The organism is Parapedobacter lycopersici, from assembly GCF_024643285.1.
GTDB classification, from domain to species: Bacteria; Bacteroidota; Bacteroidia; order Sphingobacteriales; family Sphingobacteriaceae; genus Parapedobacter; species Parapedobacter lycopersici.
The window spans coordinates 500,776-523,112 of record NZ_JAMSLW010000002.1; the positions used below are offsets into that span (position 1 = coordinate 500,776).

21 protein-coding genes are annotated in these 22,337 nt (G+C 49.5%); 9 read left to right on the forward strand and 12 right to left on the reverse strand.

Translation table 11 applies throughout. The annotated features are described in order from the left end of the window. Positions 1–35 precede the first annotated feature (35 nt). The 6 genes from NEV57_RS06345 to groL all read left to right on the forward strand — a co-directional run bounded on the left by NEV57_RS06345 (position 36) and on the right by groL (position 5,683). Complete coding sequence (locus tag NEV57_RS06345) at positions 36–1,289, forward strand: sigma 54-interacting transcriptional regulator (protein ID WP_257657460.1); 1,254 nt, start codon at positions 36–38, stop codon at positions 1,287–1,289. A gap of 7 nt (positions 1,290–1,296) precedes the next feature. Then, positions 1,297–1,824 carry an LptE family protein gene (locus tag NEV57_RS06350; RefSeq protein WP_257657461.1) on the forward strand — a complete coding sequence of 176 codons (528 nt, stop codon included), beginning with the start codon at positions 1,297–1,299 and terminating at the stop codon, positions 1,822–1,824. A gap of 29 nt (positions 1,825–1,853) precedes the next feature. Continuing rightward, entirely contained in the window at positions 1,854–3,032 is a 1,179-nt protein-coding gene (locus tag NEV57_RS06355) for a hypothetical protein (RefSeq protein ID WP_257657462.1), read from the forward strand. Positions 3,033–3,040: 8 nt separating this feature from the next. Further along, positions 3,041–3,379: a preprotein translocase subunit SecG gene (gene secG / locus NEV57_RS06360; RefSeq protein WP_257657463.1), complete on the forward strand. Its 339-nt coding sequence runs from the start codon at positions 3,041–3,043 to the stop codon at positions 3,377–3,379. A gap of 277 nt (positions 3,380–3,656) precedes the next feature. Then, complete coding sequence (locus NEV57_RS06365; RefSeq protein WP_257657464.1) at positions 3,657–3,932, forward strand: co-chaperone GroES; 276 nt, start codon at positions 3,657–3,659, stop codon at positions 3,930–3,932. Between the two features lie 113 nt (positions 3,933–4,045). After that, the gene (gene groL / locus NEV57_RS06370) at positions 4,046–5,683 is read left to right on the forward strand and encodes a chaperonin GroEL (RefSeq protein ID WP_257657465.1); all 1,638 of its coding nucleotides are present in this window, start codon (positions 4,046–4,048) and stop codon (positions 5,681–5,683) included. Between the two features lie 91 nt (positions 5,684–5,774). Here the strand turns inward: groL and NEV57_RS06375 are convergent, their stop codons facing one another. Beyond that, positions 5,775–8,258: a TonB-dependent receptor gene (locus NEV57_RS06375; RefSeq protein WP_257657466.1), complete on the reverse strand. Its 2,484-nt coding sequence runs from the start codon at positions 8,256–8,258 to the stop codon at positions 5,775–5,777. Positions 8,259–8,385: 127 nt separating this feature from the next. Then, positions 8,386–8,667, reverse strand: coding sequence for an ATP-dependent Clp protease adaptor ClpS (locus NEV57_RS06380; RefSeq protein ID WP_257657467.1), 282 nt, complete (start codon positions 8,665–8,667; stop codon positions 8,386–8,388). Positions 8,668–8,875: 208 nt separating this feature from the next. On the opposite strand from NEV57_RS06380, the gene NEV57_RS06385 reads away from it, so the two are divergent. Then, entirely contained in the window at positions 8,876–9,922 is a 1,047-nt protein-coding gene (locus NEV57_RS06385; protein ID WP_257657468.1) for a 3-oxoacyl-ACP synthase III family protein, read from the forward strand. Positions 9,923–9,953: 31 nt separating this feature from the next. Here NEV57_RS06385 and NEV57_RS06390 read toward each other — a convergent pair whose 3' ends face one another. The 9 genes from NEV57_RS06390 to dapF form a co-directional block, all read right to left on the reverse strand. Next, positions 9,954–11,894, reverse strand: a complete 1,941-nt coding sequence (locus NEV57_RS06390) for a polysaccharide biosynthesis protein (protein WP_257657469.1) — start codon at positions 11,892–11,894, stop codon at positions 9,954–9,956. A gap of 274 nt (positions 11,895–12,168) precedes the next feature. After that, positions 12,169–13,053, reverse strand: a complete 885-nt coding sequence (gene atpG, locus NEV57_RS06395; RefSeq protein ID WP_257657470.1) for an ATP synthase F1 subunit gamma — start codon at positions 13,051–13,053, stop codon at positions 12,169–12,171. Positions 13,054–13,055: 2 nt separating this feature from the next. Further along, the gene (atpA, locus tag NEV57_RS06400; protein WP_257657471.1) at positions 13,056–14,630 is read right to left on the reverse strand and encodes a F0F1 ATP synthase subunit alpha; all 1,575 of its coding nucleotides are present in this window, start codon (positions 14,628–14,630) and stop codon (positions 13,056–13,058) included. 56 nt (positions 14,631–14,686) lie between these two features. Beyond that, entirely contained in the window at positions 14,687–15,235 is a 549-nt protein-coding gene (gene atpH, locus NEV57_RS06405; RefSeq protein WP_257657472.1) for an ATP synthase F1 subunit delta, read from the reverse strand. Positions 15,236–15,262: 27 nt separating this feature from the next. Next, a complete protein-coding gene (locus tag NEV57_RS06410; protein ID WP_257657473.1) occupies positions 15,263–15,763 on the reverse strand; it encodes a F0F1 ATP synthase subunit B in 501 nt (166 codons plus the stop codon). Between the two features lie 87 nt (positions 15,764–15,850). Further along, positions 15,851–16,066, reverse strand: a complete 216-nt coding sequence (atpE, locus tag NEV57_RS06415) for an ATP synthase F0 subunit C (protein WP_257657474.1) — start codon at positions 16,064–16,066, stop codon at positions 15,851–15,853. Positions 16,067–16,109: 43 nt separating this feature from the next. Next, the gene (gene atpB / locus NEV57_RS06420) at positions 16,110–17,198 is read right to left on the reverse strand and encodes a F0F1 ATP synthase subunit A (RefSeq protein WP_257657475.1); all 1,089 of its coding nucleotides are present in this window, start codon (positions 17,196–17,198) and stop codon (positions 16,110–16,112) included. Positions 17,199–17,212: 14 nt separating this feature from the next. Beyond that, entirely contained in the window at positions 17,213–17,602 is a 390-nt protein-coding gene (locus NEV57_RS06425; RefSeq protein ID WP_257657476.1) for a hypothetical protein, read from the reverse strand. A 13-nt stretch (positions 17,603–17,615) separates the two neighbouring features. Then, positions 17,616–18,401, reverse strand: a complete 786-nt coding sequence (dapF, locus tag NEV57_RS06430; protein ID WP_257657477.1) for a diaminopimelate epimerase — start codon at positions 18,399–18,401, stop codon at positions 17,616–17,618. A 289-nt stretch (positions 18,402–18,690) separates the two neighbouring features. Between dapF and NEV57_RS06435 the strand changes: the two genes are divergently transcribed. Further along, positions 18,691–20,247 carry a trypsin-like peptidase domain-containing protein gene (locus tag NEV57_RS06435; protein WP_257657478.1) on the forward strand — a complete coding sequence of 519 codons (1,557 nt, stop codon included), beginning with the start codon at positions 18,691–18,693 and terminating at the stop codon, positions 20,245–20,247. A gap of 85 nt (positions 20,248–20,332) precedes the next feature. Here NEV57_RS06435 and NEV57_RS06440 read toward each other — a convergent pair whose 3' ends face one another. Beyond that, on the reverse strand, positions 20,333–20,743 hold the full coding sequence (locus NEV57_RS06440; RefSeq protein ID WP_257657479.1) for a BrxA/BrxB family bacilliredoxin: 411 nt from the start codon (positions 20,741–20,743) through the stop codon (positions 20,333–20,335). A 238-nt stretch (positions 20,744–20,981) separates the two neighbouring features. Between NEV57_RS06440 and ahcY the strand changes: the two genes are divergently transcribed. Next, a complete protein-coding gene (gene ahcY / locus NEV57_RS06445; protein ID WP_257657480.1) occupies positions 20,982–22,298 on the forward strand; it encodes an adenosylhomocysteinase in 1,317 nt (438 codons plus the stop codon). Positions 22,299–22,337 lie beyond the last annotated feature (39 nt).

Genomic DNA, 22,337 nt, shown 5'->3' on the forward strand with positions numbered 1-22,337 from the left:
GATACCAATGGCGAGGACGCAACTAAGAAATAAAAATGGACATTCAGGACATAAAAAATAGATTTGGTATCATTGGCAACTCACCGTTGCTCAACCGGGCGATTGATGTAGCCCGTCAGGTGGCGCCAACGGATATCTCGGTGTTGATTACGGGCGAAAGCGGAAGCGGTAAAGAAGTATTTTCCCACATTATCCATCAGCTTAGCTCGCGCAAACACGGTCCTTTTATCGCCGTTAACTGCGGGGCAATTCCCGAAGGCACCATTGACTCCGAGCTTTTCGGCCATGAAAAAGGGTCATTTACCGGTGCCCATGAATCCCGGAAGGGTTATTTCGAAGTGGTTAATGGCGGCACTATTTTTCTAGATGAGGTGGGTGAATTACCCATTGGCACGCAGGCCCGGCTGCTTCGCGTGCTGGAAACGGGTGAATACATCCGCGTGGGTTCGTCAAAAGTACAGAAAACCAACGTGCGCGTAATCGCAGCGACTAACGTGGACATCTACGAGGCGGTGCAGAAAGGTAAGTTCAGGGAGGACCTCTACTACCGGCTGAATACCGTTCCCCTGCGGATCCCCCCGCTGCGCGACCGAAAGGAAGATATTTACCTGCTCTTTCGTAAGTTCGTAGCCGATTTTACCGACAAATACCGGAGCCCGAGTGTACAATTGACCGAAGACGGGCAACAGCTGCTTTCCGGCTTTTCGTGGCCTGGCAACGTCAGGCAGCTAAAAAACATTGCCGAGCAGATTGCGGTACTGGAAAAAGAACGGGTTATTGATGCGCAGACGTTGCAGCATTACCTGCCGGCGGATAACCGAAGCAACCTTCCGGTGTACGTGGGCCAGAAATCCAACGATGATTTCTCGGAACGGGACCTACTTTACAAGGTACTCTTCGACATGAAAAAAGACATGGTCGAACTGAAAAAGCTGGTAGTCGAAATCATTCAGAACGGCATTAATTCGCGGACTTTCGAAGATAATTCCCCCTACATACACCAGCTGTACCGTGAAGTGGATACGCCTGTGGGGCAGGAACAGCAGCTGGCCGCACCTTCCACGCTTACGATCCATCGTCCGCAAACCAGTAGCCAGCACGATGATTTTAATATCCAGACACAGGATGCGGAGGAAATAGAAGAGTCGCTCTCCCTGGTGGAGAAGGAGTCAGACCTGATCAAAAAAGCATTGAAAAAGCATAAAGGGAAACGTAAGTCCGCCGCCCAGGAGCTGGGTATATCCGAAAGGACGCTGTACCGGAAAATCAAGGACCTGAATTTGAACTGACGACAACATGGGTTTTACGACACGCAATAAACGTTTCTTTTTCAGCTTGCTGCTGTTGCTGGCCGGCATCCAGAGCTGCGGGGTTAAATATGGCTTTACCGGAGGCTCCATCCCCGAGGGAATGAAGACGGTAAGTGTCCTGTTTTTCGAAAATGCCGCCCCCATCGTTTATCCCACACTCAGCCAGTCGTTCACCGAGGCGCTGAAGGAACGTGTCCGCAGCCAGTCAAGCCTCAGTCAGGTCGACAGCGAAGGCGACGCCATCTTTGAGGGGCGGATCACGGGATACAGCATCACACCTGCTGCCGTGGAGGCCGGAACGGACCGCGCAGCACTGAACCGGCTGTCCATTACTATCAGTGTAAAATATACCAACAACATTAAACCGGAAGACAGCTTTGAGCAGTCGTTTACCCGGTTTAAGGATTTTTCTTCGGCTACGAATACCATACAGGGCCAGGAAGAGTCATTAATACGGGAGATCAACGAGATGCTTACCGAAGATATTTTCAATAGGGCATTTGCCAATTGGTAACCATCCATTCGAAATGGAATAGAAGCATTATGGCTGATCAGGCACTTTATAATCAAATCTTGTCCAATCCTGCGGATTACAATGGGGAAATTATTGCCGGGCTGATCCAGCAGTATCCCTATGCACAGTCTTTAAGGATTATCCAGGCTCAAAAACAACACGAAGCAGCAGCAGCAAATCCTTTTGATGAGGCATTGCTCTATACCCATAACCCGCTATGGCTTTACGAGCAGGTAACGGAGGTGAAGGCGGAAACAGCTCCGCCGGCGGAAACAGCCGATGAGGAGGAAGCCAGCTACCACCCCGGTGAGCAACCCCATGCAGCCATCGATGAGCAGGAGGAAATTGCATTGCAGTTAATGCGGGAAGACCAATCCGGGTCTTTGCAGGATGGGGCAGCCTTCGGGATTGACGACCCTGAGGCCCAGGCCGCCGATGAAATGCTCCGGGAAGAGGTTCCCGCACTGGCGGCACCGGAAGTCCCGGATCAGCAAATTGATTCGGATAACGGGACTGACGAAGAACCGACGGAAGCATCAGTTACCGCAGACCCACTATTGCCGGATCATCCGGTATCTGTAGATTACCTTGCCTACGAACAACTAACAGATGAAGAGCCTCCCGCTGAAACAGCGGACGACCGACAGGGTGGCCGCCTGGATATTGTTCCCGCGTCGCAGGGAACACCTCATGAAAAAGTGAGTCTTTACGACGATGAGCACATGCCTTATAGTTTCCTCTGGTGGCTCAATAAAACCCGGATGGAATATGCACATACCTACCAGCCCTACGCCTCAGACCCTAGCGCGGCAACGGCGCACGCGGGCGAGGAACAGGTGCTGGACCAGCAGATCCGGGAGAATATTTTTCACCTGCAATCGCCGGAAGAGAAACTCAGCGATCCATACAAAGCCAATACCATACCTTTTAAGGTACCGCAAAAAACAGATCCGGTAATCGAGCGGTTTATCCGTGAGGAACCCCAGATCAAACCGCCGCAGCCCGAAAAGATCAATCTGGAAAACAAAGCGAGGCAAAGTGCAGAGGACCAGCTGACGCTGGTAACAGAAACATTGGCAAAAATATACGAGGATCAGGGGCTATATCCTAAAGCAATAGCCATTTATAAAAAATTAAGTTTGAAATATCCTGAAAAAAGTGCTTACTTTGCCGCGCTGATTACTACATTGGAAAACAAGTTAACATAACACATACTATGCAAACGCTATTGATCATACTGATTATTTTAGCCAGTATTTTAATTTCTTTTATCGTCTTGATCCAGAACCCCAAAGGAGGAGGTCTTGCATCCGGTTTTGCCGGAGGCACTAACCTGATGGGGGTAAAACGTACAGGTGATATTCTGGAAAAAGGAACCTGGGGATTGATGATTGCCATCATTTTATTTTCCCTTGTAATCAACATTTTAGGTCCGTCTACCGGTTCATCCGGGGGTGGCCTCACCGATCAGATTAATCAGCAGACGCCCACTGCGGCTCCGCTTCCCGCTGCAGAAGCACCGGATACCGTGCTGGAAACCGATACGGCGCAGTAACTCATTTATGGCTGCGGTAGGCGCAGCCGGTTGACAGACTTACCGTCATCCGCTGGATCAGCAGGTGACGGTTTTTTTTATGCGTGACACGTGCACTGATGTCATCCGGGAACCAACTGCCATCCTGACACGCAGCCCATTTAGCAAAACCGATGCTGGCCGTATAACGTGAAAAAATGGCAAAAACGAATAACAATTAATGCCTTTGGCATAGTTGATGAGCAACTAATTGCAGAAAAATTAAAACAAATTAATAACAATAATAATTAAATCAATTATGGCATTAAGTATTAAACCTATTGGAGACAGAGTGGTGGTGGAATCCGCCCCTGCTGAGGAAAAGACTGCTTCAGGAATCTACATCCCGGATACCGCGAAAGAGAAACCCCAGCGCGGAACCGTAGTTGCTGTCGGCACCGGAAAGCCGGACGAACCACTTACAGTGAAGGTAGGCGATCAGGTGTTGTATGGAAAATATTCAGGAACTGAAATCACGTATGAAGGCAAAGAATATCTGATCATGAAGGAATCGGATATCTACGCTATCCTCTAAGGATCGCATTCGATACGGGTTTCGATAAACGATTCAAGCGTTAATTACAATGGGGTATAGCGCACGGCTGTCCCATCACTGAAAATCTAATAGCTCAAAATCTAATTCAAAAAATGGCAAAACAAGTTAAGTATAATGTAGAAGCACGTGACGCACTGAAAAAAGGTGTAGACACGTTGGCAAATGCGGTAAAGGTAACGTTAGGTCCCAAAGGACGTAATGTGATCATCGAGAAGAAATTCGGTTCTCCCGCAATCACGAAAGACGGCGTTACCGTTGCAAAAGAAATTGAATTGAAAGATGCCCTGGAAAATATGGGTGCCCAGATGGTTAAAGAAGTAGCGTCCAAAACAGCTGATCAGGCTGGTGACGGTACAACTACTGCTACGGTATTGGCCCAGGCTATCATCGCTCCGGGACTGAAAAGCGTGGCCGCAGGGGCAAACCCGATGGACCTGAAACGCGGTATTGATAAAGCCGTAAGCAAGGTCGTTGAGAGCCTGCAATCACAATCCCAGACTGTGGGAGAAGACAACAATAAAATCAAGCAGGTTGCGAGCATTTCTGCCAACAACGATGAGGTAATCGGTGCACTTATCGCCGAAGCCATGGAAAAAGTTGGTAAAGACGGTGTAATTACGGTGGAAGAAGCAAAAGGAACGGAAACCGAAGTGAAAACGGTAGAAGGGATGCAATTCGATCGCGGTTACCTGTCACCGTACTTCGTAACCAACACCGATAAAATGGAAGCTGAACTGGAAAATCCTTACATCCTGATCTACGACAAGAAGATCAGCAACATGAAGGAACTGCTTCCTATCCTTGAAAAACAAGTACAAACCGGCAAACCGCTGTTGATCATCGCAGAGGATCTCGACGGGGAAGCACTGGCAACTTTGGTGGTTAACAAAATCCGTGGCTCATTGAAAGTGGCTGCCGTTAAGGCACCGGGCTTTGGCGATCGCCGCAAAGCGATGCTGGAAGATATCGCGATCCTCACCGGAGGTACGGTTATCTCTGAAGAAAGAGGCTACAAGCTGGAAAATGCTGAGCTTTCTTACCTCGGCCAGGCCGAAAAAGTAGTGATTGACAAAGACAACACCACGGTAATTAACGGTTCTGGAACTGCAGACGACATCAAAGCCCGTGTAAACCAAATCAAAGCGCAGATTGAAACCACTACATCCGATTACGATCGTGAAAAACTGCAAGAGCGTCTGGCTAAGCTGGCCGGCGGTGTAGCGGTATTGTACGTAGGTGCTGCGACTGAAGTGGAAATGAAAGAGAAGAAAGACCGGGTTGACGATGCCCTGCACGCAACACGCGCAGCGGTTGAAGAAGGTATCGTAGCCGGTGGTGGCGTGGCCTTTATCCGGGCAGGCGAATCCTTGGTTAACCTGAAAGGGGCCAACGAAGATGAGAACATCGGTATCGAAATCGTGAAACGCGCTATCGAAGAGCCGTTGCGTCAAATCTGCAATAACTCCGGTATTGAAGGAGCTATCGTGGTGCAAAAAGTAAAAGAAGGCAAAGCCGACTTTGGTTACAATGCACGGACAGATGGCTATGAGAACTTAATCGGCGCCGGTGTAATCGACCCGACTAAGGTATCCCGTGTGGCGCTCGAAAATGCCGCATCAATTGCCTCAATGTTGCTGACTACTGAAGTCGTACTGGCCGATGAGCCGGAAGAAGACAAAGGTGCAGCAGGTGCTCCCCCTATGGGCGGCGGCATGGGCGGCATGATGTAATATCCGGTTGAACCGATCAAACAAAAAGCGGCATTCCAAATGGAATGCCGCTTTTTGTTTTTCTATGGTCCGGTTACTTTAAAAATCCACCCTAAAAACCGCCGCCTTCGTTATATTCTCCCTGATTCCCTTCCATACCGTTATTTCGTTGTTCATCGTCGTTGCGGCGCCGAAAATCCTGTTTTCCAAAACGGTAACGTAATGAAAGCATAAACATCCTCGGCATCCAGCGGCTTTCGAAATACCGGTAGAACTGTTCGGTCTGCGTATACCCACCCCACTTACGCTGGTTGAGCAGGTCGCGTACGTTAAACATAATACTTCCCCGCTTATCCAATACATCCCACCGCATACCGGCATTGATCACGAACATCTCTATTCCCCGGCCCTGCGCCATTACCCGCGGTGCCTGATAATCGGCCCGTGCCTGCATGGAAAGCCAGGGTTTGATGCGGTAATTAGCCGTAACATTGGCATTCCAATTGAAGCCTTCAGACGGTTCAATATGAAATTCTTCGCTCCCATGGAACTTGGAATGATATAAATTCGCATTGAACATGGCGTCTACCTGCTTCGTGATATCCACGTGAGATATGAGCTCAAAGCCGGCGGATTCATTGCGGCTGATGTTTTCCCATCGCGAAAAAGTGGCTCCTCCTGCCCCCTCGGCAGTAGTAACAATCGGATTTATTACATCATTTACCCGCCGGTAGTACACGGAAGAGTTCAACGTAACCCCATCCCAGAATTTGGCATAGCTTAACTCAAAGGAATGGATATCTTCCGGTAACAGGTTAGGGTTGCCCTGACGTTTATTAATCGGGTCAGAGACGTCAATAAATGGGTTGACCTGCCATCCCCGTGGCCGGCTTACCCGACGGGTATAATTCAGCTGTACCTGATGGCGGTCGCCAAATTCCTGCGTGAGGAAGATGCTGGGATATACCCGGAAATAATCCAGGCTTCCCACCGCTACGCGGTCCTCCGGGCTCAGCTCCGGGTCAAATGAAATATATTCGGTATTCAGGTAGGCCTGTTCGGCCCGCAGCCCAACCTGGAAGCCCAATTTCTCCGTCAGCTTCTTCCGGTAATTGGCGTATAATGCGTGTACACTGCTCTCCATTTCAAAGTCATTGGTGAGATCATAATCCGGAAGCATTGTTCCCTGATCGACGTCAAAATAGGCGGAATGCTGAGAGTCGTTGGATCTCCTTATAAACGTGCGGTAACCAGCCTCTACTCGCTGGTTTTTGCCAAATGGCCGTACATAATCTACCTGAACGTTGAGGTTCCTGCCATCCTCGCCAGTATTGTTTACCCGCTTATCCTGTACACCGGATGGATCGGTAAATGTCTGGTCGAAGGTATTCACCCCATCTTCGGTATCCCGTCCGAATGAAAAATTGGCTTCCAGCTTTTCGCTCTCACGGCGGAAATTATGCTCAAAATCCAGGTTAAGGTCATATCCAAAATCATCTTCGTCCTGCCGGGAGAACCGGTCGCTGGTACCCGTAAGTTCGGGATTATTAAAATAAGTATAGTAAATATCCTCGTTTCGATTATTTCCGCGAAGGCTGAAATTTCCTGAAGCGCCAATGATCGTCCGATCACTGAAATAATACTCCGTGCCCAGACGGACACCGTGGTTCAGTCCCAGATTCGCACTCTTACTGGAATTCTCCGTGATGCTGTTATTCGAAAAGAACTCGATATTATTCAATCCATTACCCACGCTATTCCGCCGGTTAAAGTGATAGCCGCCGAAATAGTTCCATTTATCGCCCCGGTAATTGAGATTCAGCCCGGCGTTGTAATTATCATAGGAACCCGCTGAAACGTTTACTGTGCCGTTGATACCCAGCCGCACATTCTTTTTCAGTACGATATTGATGATGCCCGATTGACCCTCCGCATCGTACCGGGCGGAAGGATTGGTGACCACCTCTATCCTTTCGATCGAATTGGCAGGCATGGCCTGGAGCAATTGGGTGATGTCGCTGCCGGCCATGGCCGACTCGCGTCCGTTGATTAGGATCCGTACACTGCTCGATCCCCGCAGGCTTACACTGCCGTCTACATCCACCTGCAACGACGGGACATTCTCCAGCAAGTCTGTCGCTGTACCGCCTTCGCTGATGGTGCTCTGTGCCACGTTAAAAATTTTGCGGTCTATCCCCAGCTCCATGGCCGGAGGAGTACCCGATACAACAACTTCTTCCAGCAGCTCTCCAGATGGTGTCAGCGGGATATTTCCGAGGTTTGCTGCCCGACCTGACTGGATTCCGATGTCTTCCCTTACGTAGTCCTTATACCCCACGTAAGTCACCCGGATCATATACGTGCCCGCCGGAACGTCTGTAAACGTAATCTTACCGTCATCAACGGTCTGCATCCCCTTGACATAACGCTGCGAACCCTGCTCCAGCAGCGCCGCACTGGCGAACCCCACGGGTTCTTCCGACGTGGCATCCACCACCACGGCGGTAATCGACGAATTTTCCTGGGCTATGGCATTACTGGAGATGGTGATGACCGCAAATAAAATAATCCTTCCGGCTTGTTGTACGAAGTTCATTGTTTTAGTTAATAGTATCTGATCTGGTATTTAAGCCACAAAGATTATGCTTTTATCACGATAGGGGGTATCGCGTAACCGCATTATTACAGCTACAGGGCTGCTTCGATGACATTGTTACGTAGTGCTATTCGACACTGACGGTCAGGCCTTCGGATTTAAGGATTTTCCGGTAAACTTCCACCTCGGTATAGGTTCCTTCCAATACGATGCATTTGCCCTCGTTATGGACGGTCCAGGCGATCTTCTCAGCCTGTGTCTCGGTATATTGCAGGTGTTTCACCAGGCAGTTTATGACATGATCGAACGTATTCGTATCGTCATTCCATAGCACCAGCTTATGACTGGCAGCGATGGTTGCCAACACTTCATCCAGTGTATAGGTTTCTTCCTGTGTCTCAACAGTCATGCATACAAAATTAGCGAAATTGGCCTGCATTCACCAACTTCAGGCGAACAAAATGCATACGCTGTTGTTAATTACCTGGTGCCCGGGACTGTCGCAGTCACCATCACCTTGAGTGAAAGCTACTTGCAGGACACCTCGTGGACGGCCGACCGGTCATCTCACAAAATTTATGTAATTTGCACACCAAATAAAGCCGCAATCATCGCCTATGTATCAATCAAAAATAGCAGGAGCCGGTTACTATGTGCCACAGCATGTATACACCAATCAGGACCTTACCCGTTTTATGGACACTAGCGATGAGTGGATACAGGAGCGGACTGGAATCAGGGAGCGGCGCTTTGCCGACCGACACGGGGAAACAACCACGACGATGGGCATTGAGGCCGCTAAAATGGCACTGGAACGGGCGGGCATCACCGCGCAAGACGTTGACTTCATCGTGTTTGCCACGTTAAGCCCGGATTATTATTTCCCCGGCTGCGGCGTGCTGTTACAACGCGAGATGGGTATGGGTGAAATCGGCGCACTGGATGTCCGGAATCAATGCTCGGGATTTGTATATGCCCTTTCCGTGGCCGATCAGTTTATCAAAACAGGTATGTATAAGAATGTGCTGGTTGTCGGTAGTGAGAAGCACTCCTTTGCAATGGATTTTGAAACACGGAGCCGGAATATATCGGTTATTTTTGGAGACGGCGCCGGCGCGGTGGTACTCCAGCCTACAACGGAAACGGGTAAGGGAATCTTAAGCACGCATCTGCACAGCGATGGGACGGATGCCGAGTCGTTGGCCATGTACTACCCCGGATCACATGCGAACAAATGGCTACCGGAGAAACCGCCTTTTCCGGAACAGGAACTGGGCGGTTTGTTTTTAACAACGGAACAGCTGGAAAATGGCGAGGCCCGGCCATACATGGACGGCCCAGCGGTATTTAAGAAGGCGATAGTCAAATTTCCGGAGGTCATCCGGGAAGCCTTGGCGGCAAACAACCTAACGACACAGGACCTTGATTTACTTATCCCTCATCAGGCCAACCTGCGCATCAGCCAGTATGTGCAGCAAACATTGGGGTTGCGGGACGACCAGGTTTTCAATAACATCCAGAAGTACGGGAATACCACTGCAGCTTCTGTGCCCATCGCCCTTTGTGAAGCGTGGGAAGAAGGAAAAATCCGCGATGGTGATTTGATTTGCCTGGCCGCTTTCGGTTCCGGGTTCACCTGGGCAAGCGCGTTGATCAGGTATTGACTCTCCTCCGCAATTGGCCGCGGGCAATTGGTTATTTTACCGGATCCAGTGCTTCAAACGGCGAGTTCTTGCTCACGAATTCCGGAACAATTTCTTTCATTTTCCGGACCACCCCGCTGCTATTTTTACGTTCATTCAGGGCGATCAGCTCGTATACCACACGCTTGGCTACCTCATGGTCAATGGGGTTTACTTTTGCAATATGGATTTTCTGATGGTATGTAGGCAATACTTTCTCTCCGTCGTTTAGCAGTTCTTCATAGAGCTTTTCACCACTTCGCAGGCCGGTATAAACGATTTCGATGTCCTTCTCCGGCTTTAGTCCGGCAAGCTGGATCATTTTTCTCGCCAGGTCAATGATCTTCACCGGATTGCCCATATCGAAGACATAGATTTCCCCTCCCTGTCCCATGGTACCCGCTTCCAGCACCAGCTGTACCGCTTCAGGAATAGTCATAAAGTAACGGGTAATTTCGGGATGCGTAACGGTAATCGGGCCGCCCTTTTCGATCTGGGCCCTGAAGCGGGGAATAACCGAGCCGTTCGACCCAAGGACGTTACCAAACCTTGTTGTGATAAAACGGGTTCCTTTCACCATCATCCCAACACCGTTTGCCGCTGGCGTCAGCGGCATCGACTGCGTACCGTCCAGGCTCTGCGTATAGATCTCCGCAATCCGTTTCGAAGCCCCCATCACATTGGTTGGATTTACGGCCTTATCGGTCGAAATCATCACAAATTTTTTGACCCCGAACAAAATGGATAAATCGGCCACATTCTTCGTTCCTCCCACATTGGTGCTAACCGCTTCACCCGGATTCTTTTCCATCATCGGCACGTGCTTATATGCAGCGGCGTGATACACCAGTTCGGGACGGTAATCGTTAAATATCTGGTGCATGCGTTCCAGGTTCCGGATATCCGCAATGGTGATCACCACATTGCTATTGGGGAATTTCTCTTCGATTTCCAGCTGAATGTCATGCATGGGTGACTCGGCCTGGTCGCAAAGCACCAGCATTTGCGGCTCATAACGCAGTACCTGACGCACAATTTCCGATCCGATGGAACCCGCGGCACCGGTAATCAATATGCGCTTTCCGCAGAGGTCATCACAGACCTTATCGTTATTAATTTTAATCGGCGCGCGCTGCAACAGGTCTTCGATACGCAGGTTTTTAATCTGCTGTATTTTCAGTCGACCGGATACCCACTCCGAAGCAGGGGGAACGGTAAGCACTTTGATACCCAGCCGGAGGCACCGCTCCACAATTACTTTTTTATCACGGGTTCCCAGGTGATCCTTTACAAAGATCATCTGATCAATCGCATATTTCTTTTTGAGAGCAGCCAGGTCCTTGATGTGGTAAACCCGCTTTCGCTCAATATAGCTATTCAGCTTCCCCCGGCTGATATCAATGAAACCGACGATAACAAATTTGGTTTCTGTGCTATTTTCCAGGGCCTGTTTGGCCATGATTGCATTTTGGTCCGCTCCATATATCAGCACCCGTACCGTGTCCAGATCGCGGGCTTTACGGGTCAATATGAAATAAATGTTTTTCACCGTAATGCGGAGCATGACCAGAAGGGATGTCCCGATAAAGAAGTTAATCAGCAGGACGAGACGCAGCTGGGTACCTTTTATATCCAGCAGTGGGACAAGTGCCGAGTAGATGACAATCACATATGCAGCGCTCGTAATCAGCATTGCCGAGAAAATCTTCAGCATGTCCCGTGTATCCGAATACCGGATCAAGCCGGTATGGATCCGCATAAAATAGAAGACGGGTAGCGCCAGGCTACCGTAAACCGCAGTATAAATAAAGAAGTGTCCACGGACAATCTCCTGAAAATTAAATTGCTTGGCTATAAAATAGGAAAGCGTAAATGCCCAGGTCAGCAACAACAGATCCAAGAGCAATATGGCCCAGCGGGGGACGGTCTTGAAACGAAGTATAAGTTCTTTCATGTGTTAGTGTTAAGTGCCCACCCTCCGCAAAACCAACCAGACCCGATTCTTGCCGCGTATGTAGCTAAGAACCAGACCAAACACACATCACCCCCAACTATTCAATAACCCTGCCAAAAGGAAGTTATCCACATTGCGGGCATTTTGAACAAAGATAATGCAATTTCCGAACATTCAACATACCCAATTGTATGTATTTTAGGGCAAAAGAAAAGGCTGCCTCCCACGCTGAGTACTTAATACTCAACTGGTAGGCAGCCCTTCCGTTTGATTCTTAACCGTTGGACAATGCAGCTGCTCCACTCACGATTTCCGTCAGTTCGGTCGTGATTGCAGCCTGCCGTGCCTGGTTATATGATAACTTCAATGCTTTCAGCAATTCGCCGGCATTGTCTGTTGCCTTATCCATCGCGGTCATCCGGGCACCGTGTTCAGAAGCGTGCGAATCCAGTACGGCTTTGTACAGCTGTACTTTGATGGCTTTTGGAATCAATTCCTCAACGATCGCCTCTTTGTCCGGTTCAATAATGTAATCGACCTCGGCTTTGGGCTGTTCGGTTGTTACCGCTGCCGGCAACAACGGTAACAATTGCTCGGTAGTCAGTATCTGTACGGCCGCATTCCTGAACCGGTTATACACCAGCTCTACCCGATCGTACATACCCTCCGCGAACCCTTTCATAATGGCCTCGGTAATTTTTGAGGTATTCTCAAAACTAAGGGTGGTAAACAACTCATTATTGTCGCCAACTACCTGATACCTGCGTCTCAGGTAATAATCTTGTGCCCTTTTTCCAATGGCAACAATGTGTACATTGCCTGCCTGAAACTGCACATTATACTTAGCGGTAATCAACTGGTTGGCCGTCTTTATCGCGTTGGTATTAAATGCACCCGCCAGTCCTCTATTGGAGGCGATAACCACAACCAGTACTTTTTCCGGTTTGCGATCAACCGTATACGGCGATGCCCCGTCTTCTACACTGGCAGATACGTTGGCCAGAATTTCACGCAGCTTCTCTGCATACGGACGCAACTGCGTAATTGCATTGGTTGCCCGTTTGAGCTTAGCCGCGGAAACCATTTTCATGGCTTTCGTTATCTGTTGCGTAGATGTGACCGACGCAATACGGTTTCTTACCTCTTTTAAGTTTGCCATAGTTAGTACTTGCCTGCTAATTCTTTAGCTACGGTATCCAAAACACCTGTCAGGTCATCGCTGAACTTACCTGCTTTCAGTGCGCTCAGCACCTCAGGATGACGCTGCTCCAGTTGCTGTAAGTATTCTGCTTCAAACTCTTTCACTTTATTCACCGGTACGTTACGGAACAACCCTTTGGTACCCGCATAAATGATGGCTACCTGCTTCTCTACCGCAACCGGTGAAAACTGTCCCTGTTTCAGGATTTCCACGTTACGTACCCCTTTATCCAACACCGCTTTTGTGGCCGCATCCAGGTCGGAACCGAACTTGGAGAATGCCTCAAGCTCGCGGTACTGTGCCTGATCAAGTTTCAGTGTTCCTGCAACCTTCTTCATGGATTTGATCTGGGCATTACCACCCACGCGCGATACGGATATACCTACGTTAATTGCAGGGCGGACACCGGCGTTGAACAGGTTGGATTCCAAAAATATCTGGCCGTCCGTAATCGAGATCACGTTGGTCGGGATATAAGCCGACACGTCACCCGCCTGGGTTTCAATGATCGGGAGTGCCGTAAGTGAGCCTCCTCCTTTTACCAGATGCCGGATGGATTCCGGCAAATCGTTCATCTGCTGCGCGATAGTGTCTGATGTATTGACCTTAGCCGCACGTTCCAGTAAACGGCTGTGCAGGTAAAATACGTCACCCGGGTAGGCTTCACGGCCCGGCGGGCGGCGCAATAACAGTGACACCTCACGGTACGCCACCGCCTGTTTAGACAAGTCATCATAGATGATCAGGGCAGGGCGGCCGGTATCGCGGAAAAACTCCCCGATTGCTGCACCAGCCATCGGAGCGTAGAACTGCATTGGAGCAGGATCCGCCGCCGATGCCGAAACGACAACCGTATAAGGCATCGCACCATTTTCTTCCAGCGTACGCACGATGTTTGCCACTGTAGAGCTTTTCTGGCCAACAGCTACATAAATACAATACACCGGCTGGCCGGCATCATAAAATTCCTTTTGGTTGATGATCGTATCGATACAAACGGCTGTCTTACCCGTCTGGCGGTCGCCGATCACCAGCTCGCGCTGTCCACGGCCAATAGGGATCATGGCGTCAATCGCCTTAATACCGGTTTGCAGGGGCTCGTTCACCGGTTGACGGTAAATAACACCCGGGGCTTTACGCTCAATGGGCATTTCGTATGTTTCACCGACGATAGGTCCCTTTCCATCAATTGGCTGGCCCAGGGTATTCACCACGCGGCCCAACATGCCTTCGCCTACTTTAATGGAGGCAATCCGGCGAGTACGCTTAATGGTATCACCTTCCTTGATCTCATCGGAAGGGCCCAGGAGCACGACGCCCACATTATCTTCTTCAAGGTTCAATACGATACCCTGTAATCCATTCTCAAATTCAACCAGTTCACCGGACTGAACTTGCGTTAAGCCGTAAATCCGTGCAATACCGTCGCCTACCTGCAATACGGTACCCACTTCCTCAAGTTCGGCTTCTGATTTGAAGCCCGACAATTGCTCTCTTAAGATTGCCGATACTTCATCTGGTCTTACCTCTATCATTTTTTTTGTATTAGGGGTTTTTGATACTTATAACTTTATATCCCGATCGGGGAAAATCAATTCACGCTGCTTGATTCGAAATGACGTTCCAGTTTCTGGAGCCGCCCTGCGAGACTGGCATCAATCTGCCGGTCGCCCACCCGCACCACAAAGCCGCCAATCAATTCGGGGTCGACTTCGTTATGCAGTACTACTTCTTTGTTAATCTCTTTTGCGATCGCGTTTTTCAACGCGTCCAGATTAGCTTCCGACAGTGCTGAAGCTGATGCCACCGTAGCATGTACAATGCCTTTTACGTCGTTGTATTCACGGATAAATTCCTGCGCTGTCGGGTACAGGATTCCCGCACGGCCCTTACGCACCATAATATGGAAAAAGGCCATCACGGACGGATGGACTTTCTTTTCAAACAACGCATTCAGTATGTTACTTTTCTTGTCTCCCTTCACGATGGGATTGCGGAATATCGCCTGAAGTTCCTTATTGGTGTACAACACATCAATGAACTGCTCCATATCCTGCTTTACCTCCTCTAGAACACCCCGTTCCTGTGACAGGTCAATAAGTGATTTTGCGTATCGGGAGGCGACTTTAAACTCTGACATATCGTTATGCGATTAGCTTAGGGCTTCTTAATTCAATTTTACGTCCTTAAGCAAGTCGGCTACCAATGCTTCCTGCTTTTTATCGTCTTCAAACTCCTTTTGGAGTACTTTCCGGGCTATTTCCAGCGAAAGCGAAGAAACCTGGTCCTTAACTTCAGTCAGCGCCCGTTTCTTCTGGTCGTCGATCTCCTTTTTTGCCTGTTCGATCAGTTTAGCCCCTTCGGTCTGTGCCAGTGTTTTGGCATCGGCTACGATCTGGTCTTTCAGCACCTTGGCTTCCTTAAGGATGACATCACGCTCCGCACGCGCTTCTTTAAGCAGCTGTTCGTTTTCACTCGTCAGGCGTGCCATTTCTTCCTTAGCCTTTTCGGCAGAAGTCAACGCGTCTTCGATCGATTTTTCACGTTCTCCTATCGCCTCCATGATGGGTTTCCAGGCAAACTTCCGCAAAAGCAGCAACAACAGCAGGAATGCGATTAATGTCCAAAATACCAATCCGTAACTCGGATTGCCAATATCAAAATTCATATTGCACGTTTAAGTATTAATGTGTCAAGCAATAAAGGCCGGATACAGGACCAACCGTCAGGGATCCGGCCTTTGTATTCAGTAACCTTACGCTGGGTTGTTACCCATCAATGCTACTACCACTGCAAAAAGTGCCACACCTTCAATAAGGGCAGCTGCAATAATCATAGCGGTCTGAATTTTAGATGCAGCTTCAGGCTGGCGTGCGATACCTTCCATCGCCTTGCCACCTACTTGTCCGATACCGATACCGGCACCGATCACTGCTAATCCGGCACCGAGTGCCGCAATTGAACCTACCATAATAAAATTATTTAATATATAGTTAATAGATAAGGATTTACCATTAATGATGCTCTTCTACCGCCATGCCGATAAACAACGCGGTAAGCAACGTAAATATAAAAGCCTGTAAAAAAGCGACCAGCAATTCCAGCACGTTCATGAACAATACAAACGCGAGGGAAACAGGCGTGATTACCGTGGCTAATGAATTAAATACAAAAATTAACGAAATCAAGCTCAGGATAACGATGTGACCCGCCGAGATGTTAGCAAACAAACGGATCATCAGTGCAAAAGGCTTGGATATCACACCTACCAATTCTACCGGAATCATGATCGGGTAAAGCCACCAGGGCACATGAGGTTTCAGGATATGTCCCCAGTAGTATTTATTCCCGTTCACATTAACCACGACCAACACAACCAATGCGAGGGCGAATGTGGTAGCGATGTTCCCGGTTACGTTGGCCGCACCCGGAAAAATAGGAATTAAACCCAGTAAATTGTTAAACCAGATAAAGAAGAAAATCGTAAGCAGAAGCGGCATAAACTTAGCATACGTATGTCCGATATTTGGGCGTGCAATATCATCCCGCACAAAAATAATGATCGGCTCGATGAGGGATTGAAATCCCTTCGGCGCCTTACCGACACGCTTCTTATATGCTCCCGCTACTGAAGAAAATATCAGTACCAGTAGGATTACGGATAAAAACATGGCAGCCACATTCTTAGTAATGGAAAAGTCCCACACCTTGGCTGAAGCTGCTTCGTCCACTTCACCCGCCGCATCAACTACCCGGATCTTCTTTTTGTCAACCCAACGGTAGGTATAATGCTTCCCTTGGTGGTCCTGCTCCCCGTGGTGGAACGCAGAGGAAAGGAAAACATCAAATCCTTTGTCAGTATACAGGATAACCGGAAGGGGGATGGAAGTGTGACCCCACAGGTGCCAGTCATGGGAATCGCTGATGTGCTCCATGATCACTTCAGTTGGTTTGAAAACCTCGGCATCATGCGCTCCATGGCTTTCGACAGCGGTGCTGTCTGTTTCGGCAGGAGCTGCCTGAACGGTGGAAAAGGTCGCTAAAACAGCAAAAAATACGATAAAGCTGATTTTTTTTGAAGTGAAAAAGTGCCTAAAATCCATCTATTCCCAATTTTTTATGTCTGATTTTGGTCGCGCAAGTTACGCAACAAACATATAACTTCAAAGAGCGTGAACAAGAAATATAATGAAAAAAAATTGATTGCTGTAAGCAGCTTATTTTCAGGAAATTTTATGATCAATACGGCAATTACAACCAAACTGATCAGCAGCTTCAAAAAAAGCCCTCCCATGAGGCTGAGAATGGACACCTGCCCCCCTTTCCGAATGCCAATATCGCTCAACCCGTAAGCCAAGCCGGTAAGCAAGAAAATCACAGCAAAGAGCAGCCAGAAATGCGGACTCAATACGGGCACGGTTTCCATAAAATGTTGCAGGCCCAATGCCAGCAGCGCAACCGCCAGGGAAAACGAAATATACAAAATGGCGAAACGCGAAAATTTCATTTGCCTATTTAGATTACCAGGCCACTTCGCCCTTAAAGACAAACTGCGCAGGCCCCACCAGATAGACCTCGGAGAATTCATCGCCCTGCCTGTGGAACCTAATATTCAAATGTCCGCCGGCAACCCGGATCGGTGTCTGCACATCGCCGGATTTACCCGTTTTATAAGCCATGGCCAACGCTACCGCCGTGGCTCCCGTGCCGCAGGCCAGGGTTTCGTCTTCTACGCCGCGTTCATAGGTGCGCACAAAATAACCTGCTCCCTCCGGCTGCACGAAATTAACGTTAATGCCCTGCGCACGGAACGTATCGTTATAGCGTATCTTCTGTCCTTCGGCGACTACAGGGAAAGCAGCCAGGTCATTTATTTCCTGCACATAGTGGGGTGATCCGGTATTTAAAACATAAGCACCCGCCTGTTGTTCGATTTTAGCGACATCCATCATTTTAAGATGTACCAGTCCATCGCCTGCAATACGGGCATGATGCCGCCCGTCTACTGCCAAAAAGTCAGCTTCCGAGTCAATCAGTCGCATATCCCGCGCGAATGCCACGATGCAGCGCCCGCCATTGCCGCACATACTGCCTTCCCCGCCATCGGCGTTGAAATAAACCATTTCAAAATCATAACCGTCGATGGACTGCAACAGCATCAGGCCATCTCCCCCGATACCGAACCGCCGGTCGCAAAGCTGACGCACCAGCGCTTCATTATTTCGGTCAAAAAAGCCCGTCCTGTTGTCAAACAGGATAAAATCATTCCCTGCGCCCTGGTACTTATAAAATGGATATGCTGCCATGGATACCACTGTTTTATTCAATCGCCAAAGGTAATCAAATCTGTCCAATAATCAGCTACTGCAGCGGGTAGCTGCGCAACAGCCGGCGATAGGCACAAGGCGGCAAACGGCAGTCAGCGGCCGGCGATAGCCTGTGGTCAATAAGTAATGCCTGATTGTACCGGAAATATGCCTGCTTTAACATTATTTAACAGAAAAACCGGTCTTCCCATTTGTTTTAGGGTCACAAATGGTATTACATTTGAACAATTGCTAATAACAGCAAATCATACTATAATATTATTGCATTATGAAAAAAATAGGATTAACATTAATAACCGCACTGGTGGGGGGGGTGGTCGCTGTGGGCGGTTATAAACTGTTTGAAGACAAACGGCAAAGCAAGATGTCTTTTGAGGAAAGGCAGGAGCTGTATTACGCCAACAACCCCAGCTCAGAAATAACGGCCTCCACGGGCAACCCGGATTTCACGCAGGCGGCAGCGGCAGTAGCACCCGGAGTCGTACACATCCGCACGACGTACACCGCACAGCAATCCTACGGGGCAAGTCCTTTCGATATGTTTGAGGAGTTCTTCGGCATGCCCCGGCAGCGGCAACAACAACGGTCGCAGCCCGTTCAGGCAACCGGCTCGGGTGTGATTATTTCAGAAGACGGCTACATTGTTACCAATAACCACGTGGTGGCCGATGCCAATAAAGTGGAGGTGCAGCTTACCGACAAACGGATTCTGGAAGCCAAAATCATTGGCCGCGATCCGAATACCGATATTGCACTGATCAAAATCAGCGCATCCGGACTGCCGTTCGTCAAACTGGGCAATTCTGACAATGTCAAGATCGGCGAGTGGGTACTTGCTGTCGGCTATCCGCTTGGGCTGGAGTCGACGGTGACCGCGGGTATCGTAAGTGCCACAGGACGCTCTACAGGCATCATCCGGCAGGAACAATACGAGCAATACCAGCGGGAAATGCAGCAACGTGGCTACCGTCCGCAAAACGATGAGTTTATTGCCAATGCGGTGGAATCCTTCATTCAGACCGATGCCGTTATTAACAAAGGCAACAGCGGCGGCGCTTTGGTCAATGCGCACGGCGAGCTGATCGGCATCAACTCCAATATTGCCTCACCCACCGGGTACTATGCCGGATACGGCTTTGCCGTTCCGGTTAATCTTGTCAAGAAAATTGCCGACGATTTCATCAAATACGGCGAAGTAAAACGGGGCCTGATCGGCATCACATTCCGGGAACTTGATCCGGCTTATGCCGAAGAACTGGGCATCAAGGAAATCAACGGGCTGTATGTAAACGGCGTGACGCCTAACGGGGCTGCCGAAGAAGCCGGTATCCGGAAGGGCGACATCATTACGAAACTGGATGACCAGCTGATCGGTTCATCTGCCCAATTACAGGAGCGCATATACCGTCTGCGTCCGGGCGACAAGGTAAAACTCACCTACAAGCGCGACGGTAAGGAGCGTGACGCGACCGTCACCCTGAAAGAAGACAACCGTCCAAAGGCCGAAGAAGAGACGGCGGCCGAGCGGAGCGCAACGGAAATATACAACCGGTTAGGTGCGGGCTTCGTACCGGCTACCGACGCCAAGAAAAAGGAACTGGGTGTGAGTTCCGGCGTAGTGGTCACCCAGGTACATTCCGACGGACTGTTCGACTATTTTAATGTACAGCGCGGGCTGGTCATTACCCATGTTAACGGTCAACCGGTAAACAGCGCAGATGACGTGGAAAAAGCGTTGTCCAGTACAGATCGTAATATCATACGCATCACCGGTGTACCGCAACGTGGCAGCCGGGTAGAACTGAACATTCCCGTGGATTACTGACCCGCGGAACATTCATCCATTGAAAAACCCCTCTGCCGAATGGCGGAGGGGTTTTTCTTATTATTCAAAAAATTAAAAAGAAAGATTAGCAGTATTCATCGAAAGCGGCCACCAAATTGTCGGCAATCATTTGCGCCGGACGGCCCTCGATCTGATGCCGTTCAATCATGTGCACCAGCTTGCCATCCTTAAACAGTGCCATTGCGGGTGATGATGGCGGATAGGGCAGCATGTAAGCGCGGGCTTTGTCTACCGCATCCTTTTCCATGCCGGCAAAAACAGTTACCACCTTATTGGGGTGTTTTTCATGCTGGATCGCGGTACGAGCTGCCGGGCGTGCGTTCGCTGCCGCACAGCCGCAAACTGAATTGACCACGACAAATACGGTGCCTTCCTGGTTAATGGCCGCATCTACCTCAGCTGGGGTCTTCAATTCTTCAAAGCCGACATCGGTCAGCTCCTGGCGCATCGGCGCTACCAAATATTCTGGATACATAGTGTTTAGTCCTTTCTGTTATACTATTATATTGCTACTCGCTACAAAGATACGGTACTGTCCCGCGTTAACCAAATACAACGTTTCAGGGGAATGTCAGATTTTGTATTGTCCGCCGCTAGGGTATTACTTTCTTCCGTAAAAAGTAACACCCTAACAGTGAGCATCAAATTTGAAATTCAGACCCAAAACCGCTACCTTTGCAGCGATATTTATATAACATTAAACACAGAAAATCATGTCAGCAACAGCAACCGCATACATCCCTTACAAGGTAAAAGACCTCAGTCTGGCCGATTGGGGCCGCAAGGAAATCGAACTGGCCGAGGCCGAAATGCCCGGACTGATGGCCCTTCGCGAAGAATTCGGTGCGTCCAAACCATTGAAGGGTGCCCGTATCGCCGGTTGCCTGCACATGACCATTCAGACGGCCGTATTGATCGAGACCCTGATTGAGCTGGGTGCCGATGTTACCTGGTCGTCTTGCAACATATTTTCTACGCAGGACCACGCTGCGGCAGCCATTGCCGCCAAGGGCATTCCCGTATACGCTTGGAAAGGCATGACCGAGGAAGAATTTAATTGGTGCATCGAGCAAACACTGTTCTTTGGCGAATCCCGCCAACCGCTCAATATGATCTTAGACGATGGAGGCGACCTGACTAACATGGTCTTCGACAGGTACCCCGAACTGGTGGAGGGTATTAAGGGACTTTCCGAAGAAACCACCACCGGCGTTCACCGGCTGTATGAACGGATGAAAAACGGCACGTTGCACCTGCCGGCGATTAATGTGAACGATTCGGTCACCAAATCTAAATTTGACAATAAATATGGCTGCCGCGAGTCGCTGGTTGATGCGATCCGTCGCGCCACCGACCTGATGCTCGCCGGTAAAGTAGCGGTTGTAGCGGGGTACGGTGATGTGGGGAAAGGTTCCGCCGAATCGCTCAGCAGCGCCGGCGTACGGGTTATCGTAACGGAAATTGATCCCATCTGTGCATTGCAGGCCGCCATGGAAGGTTACGAAGTCAAAAAATTCGCCAACGCCGTAAAAGAGGCCGACATCGTGGTAACGACAACCGGCAATCGCGATATTGTCAGGGCCGAACACTTTAAATCCATGAAAGACAAAACCGTGGTATGTAACATCGGTCACTTTGACAATGAAATTGACGTCGCCTGGCTCAACACCAATTACGGCCAGACCAAAATTGAGATCAAGCCACAGGTGGACAAATACACGATTGACGGCAAAGACATCATTTTACTGGCTGAAGGCCGTCTGGTAAACCTCGGATGTGCCACTGGCCACCCTTCTTTTGTCATGAGTAATTCGTTTACGAACCAAACACTGGCACAGATCGAGCTTTGGACCAACAGCGGCAACTACGAAAACGAAGTATACACACTCCCGAAGCACCTGGACGAAAAAGTAGCCCGCCTGCACCTGGCGAAAATAGGCGTGGAACTCGATGTCCTCGATGCCCATCAGGCCGAATACATTGGCGTACCGGTGGATGGCCCGTACAAACCGGAACATTATCGGTATTAAGCAGCATGGGCAACCGCTGCCAGACAGGTAACCGTCATG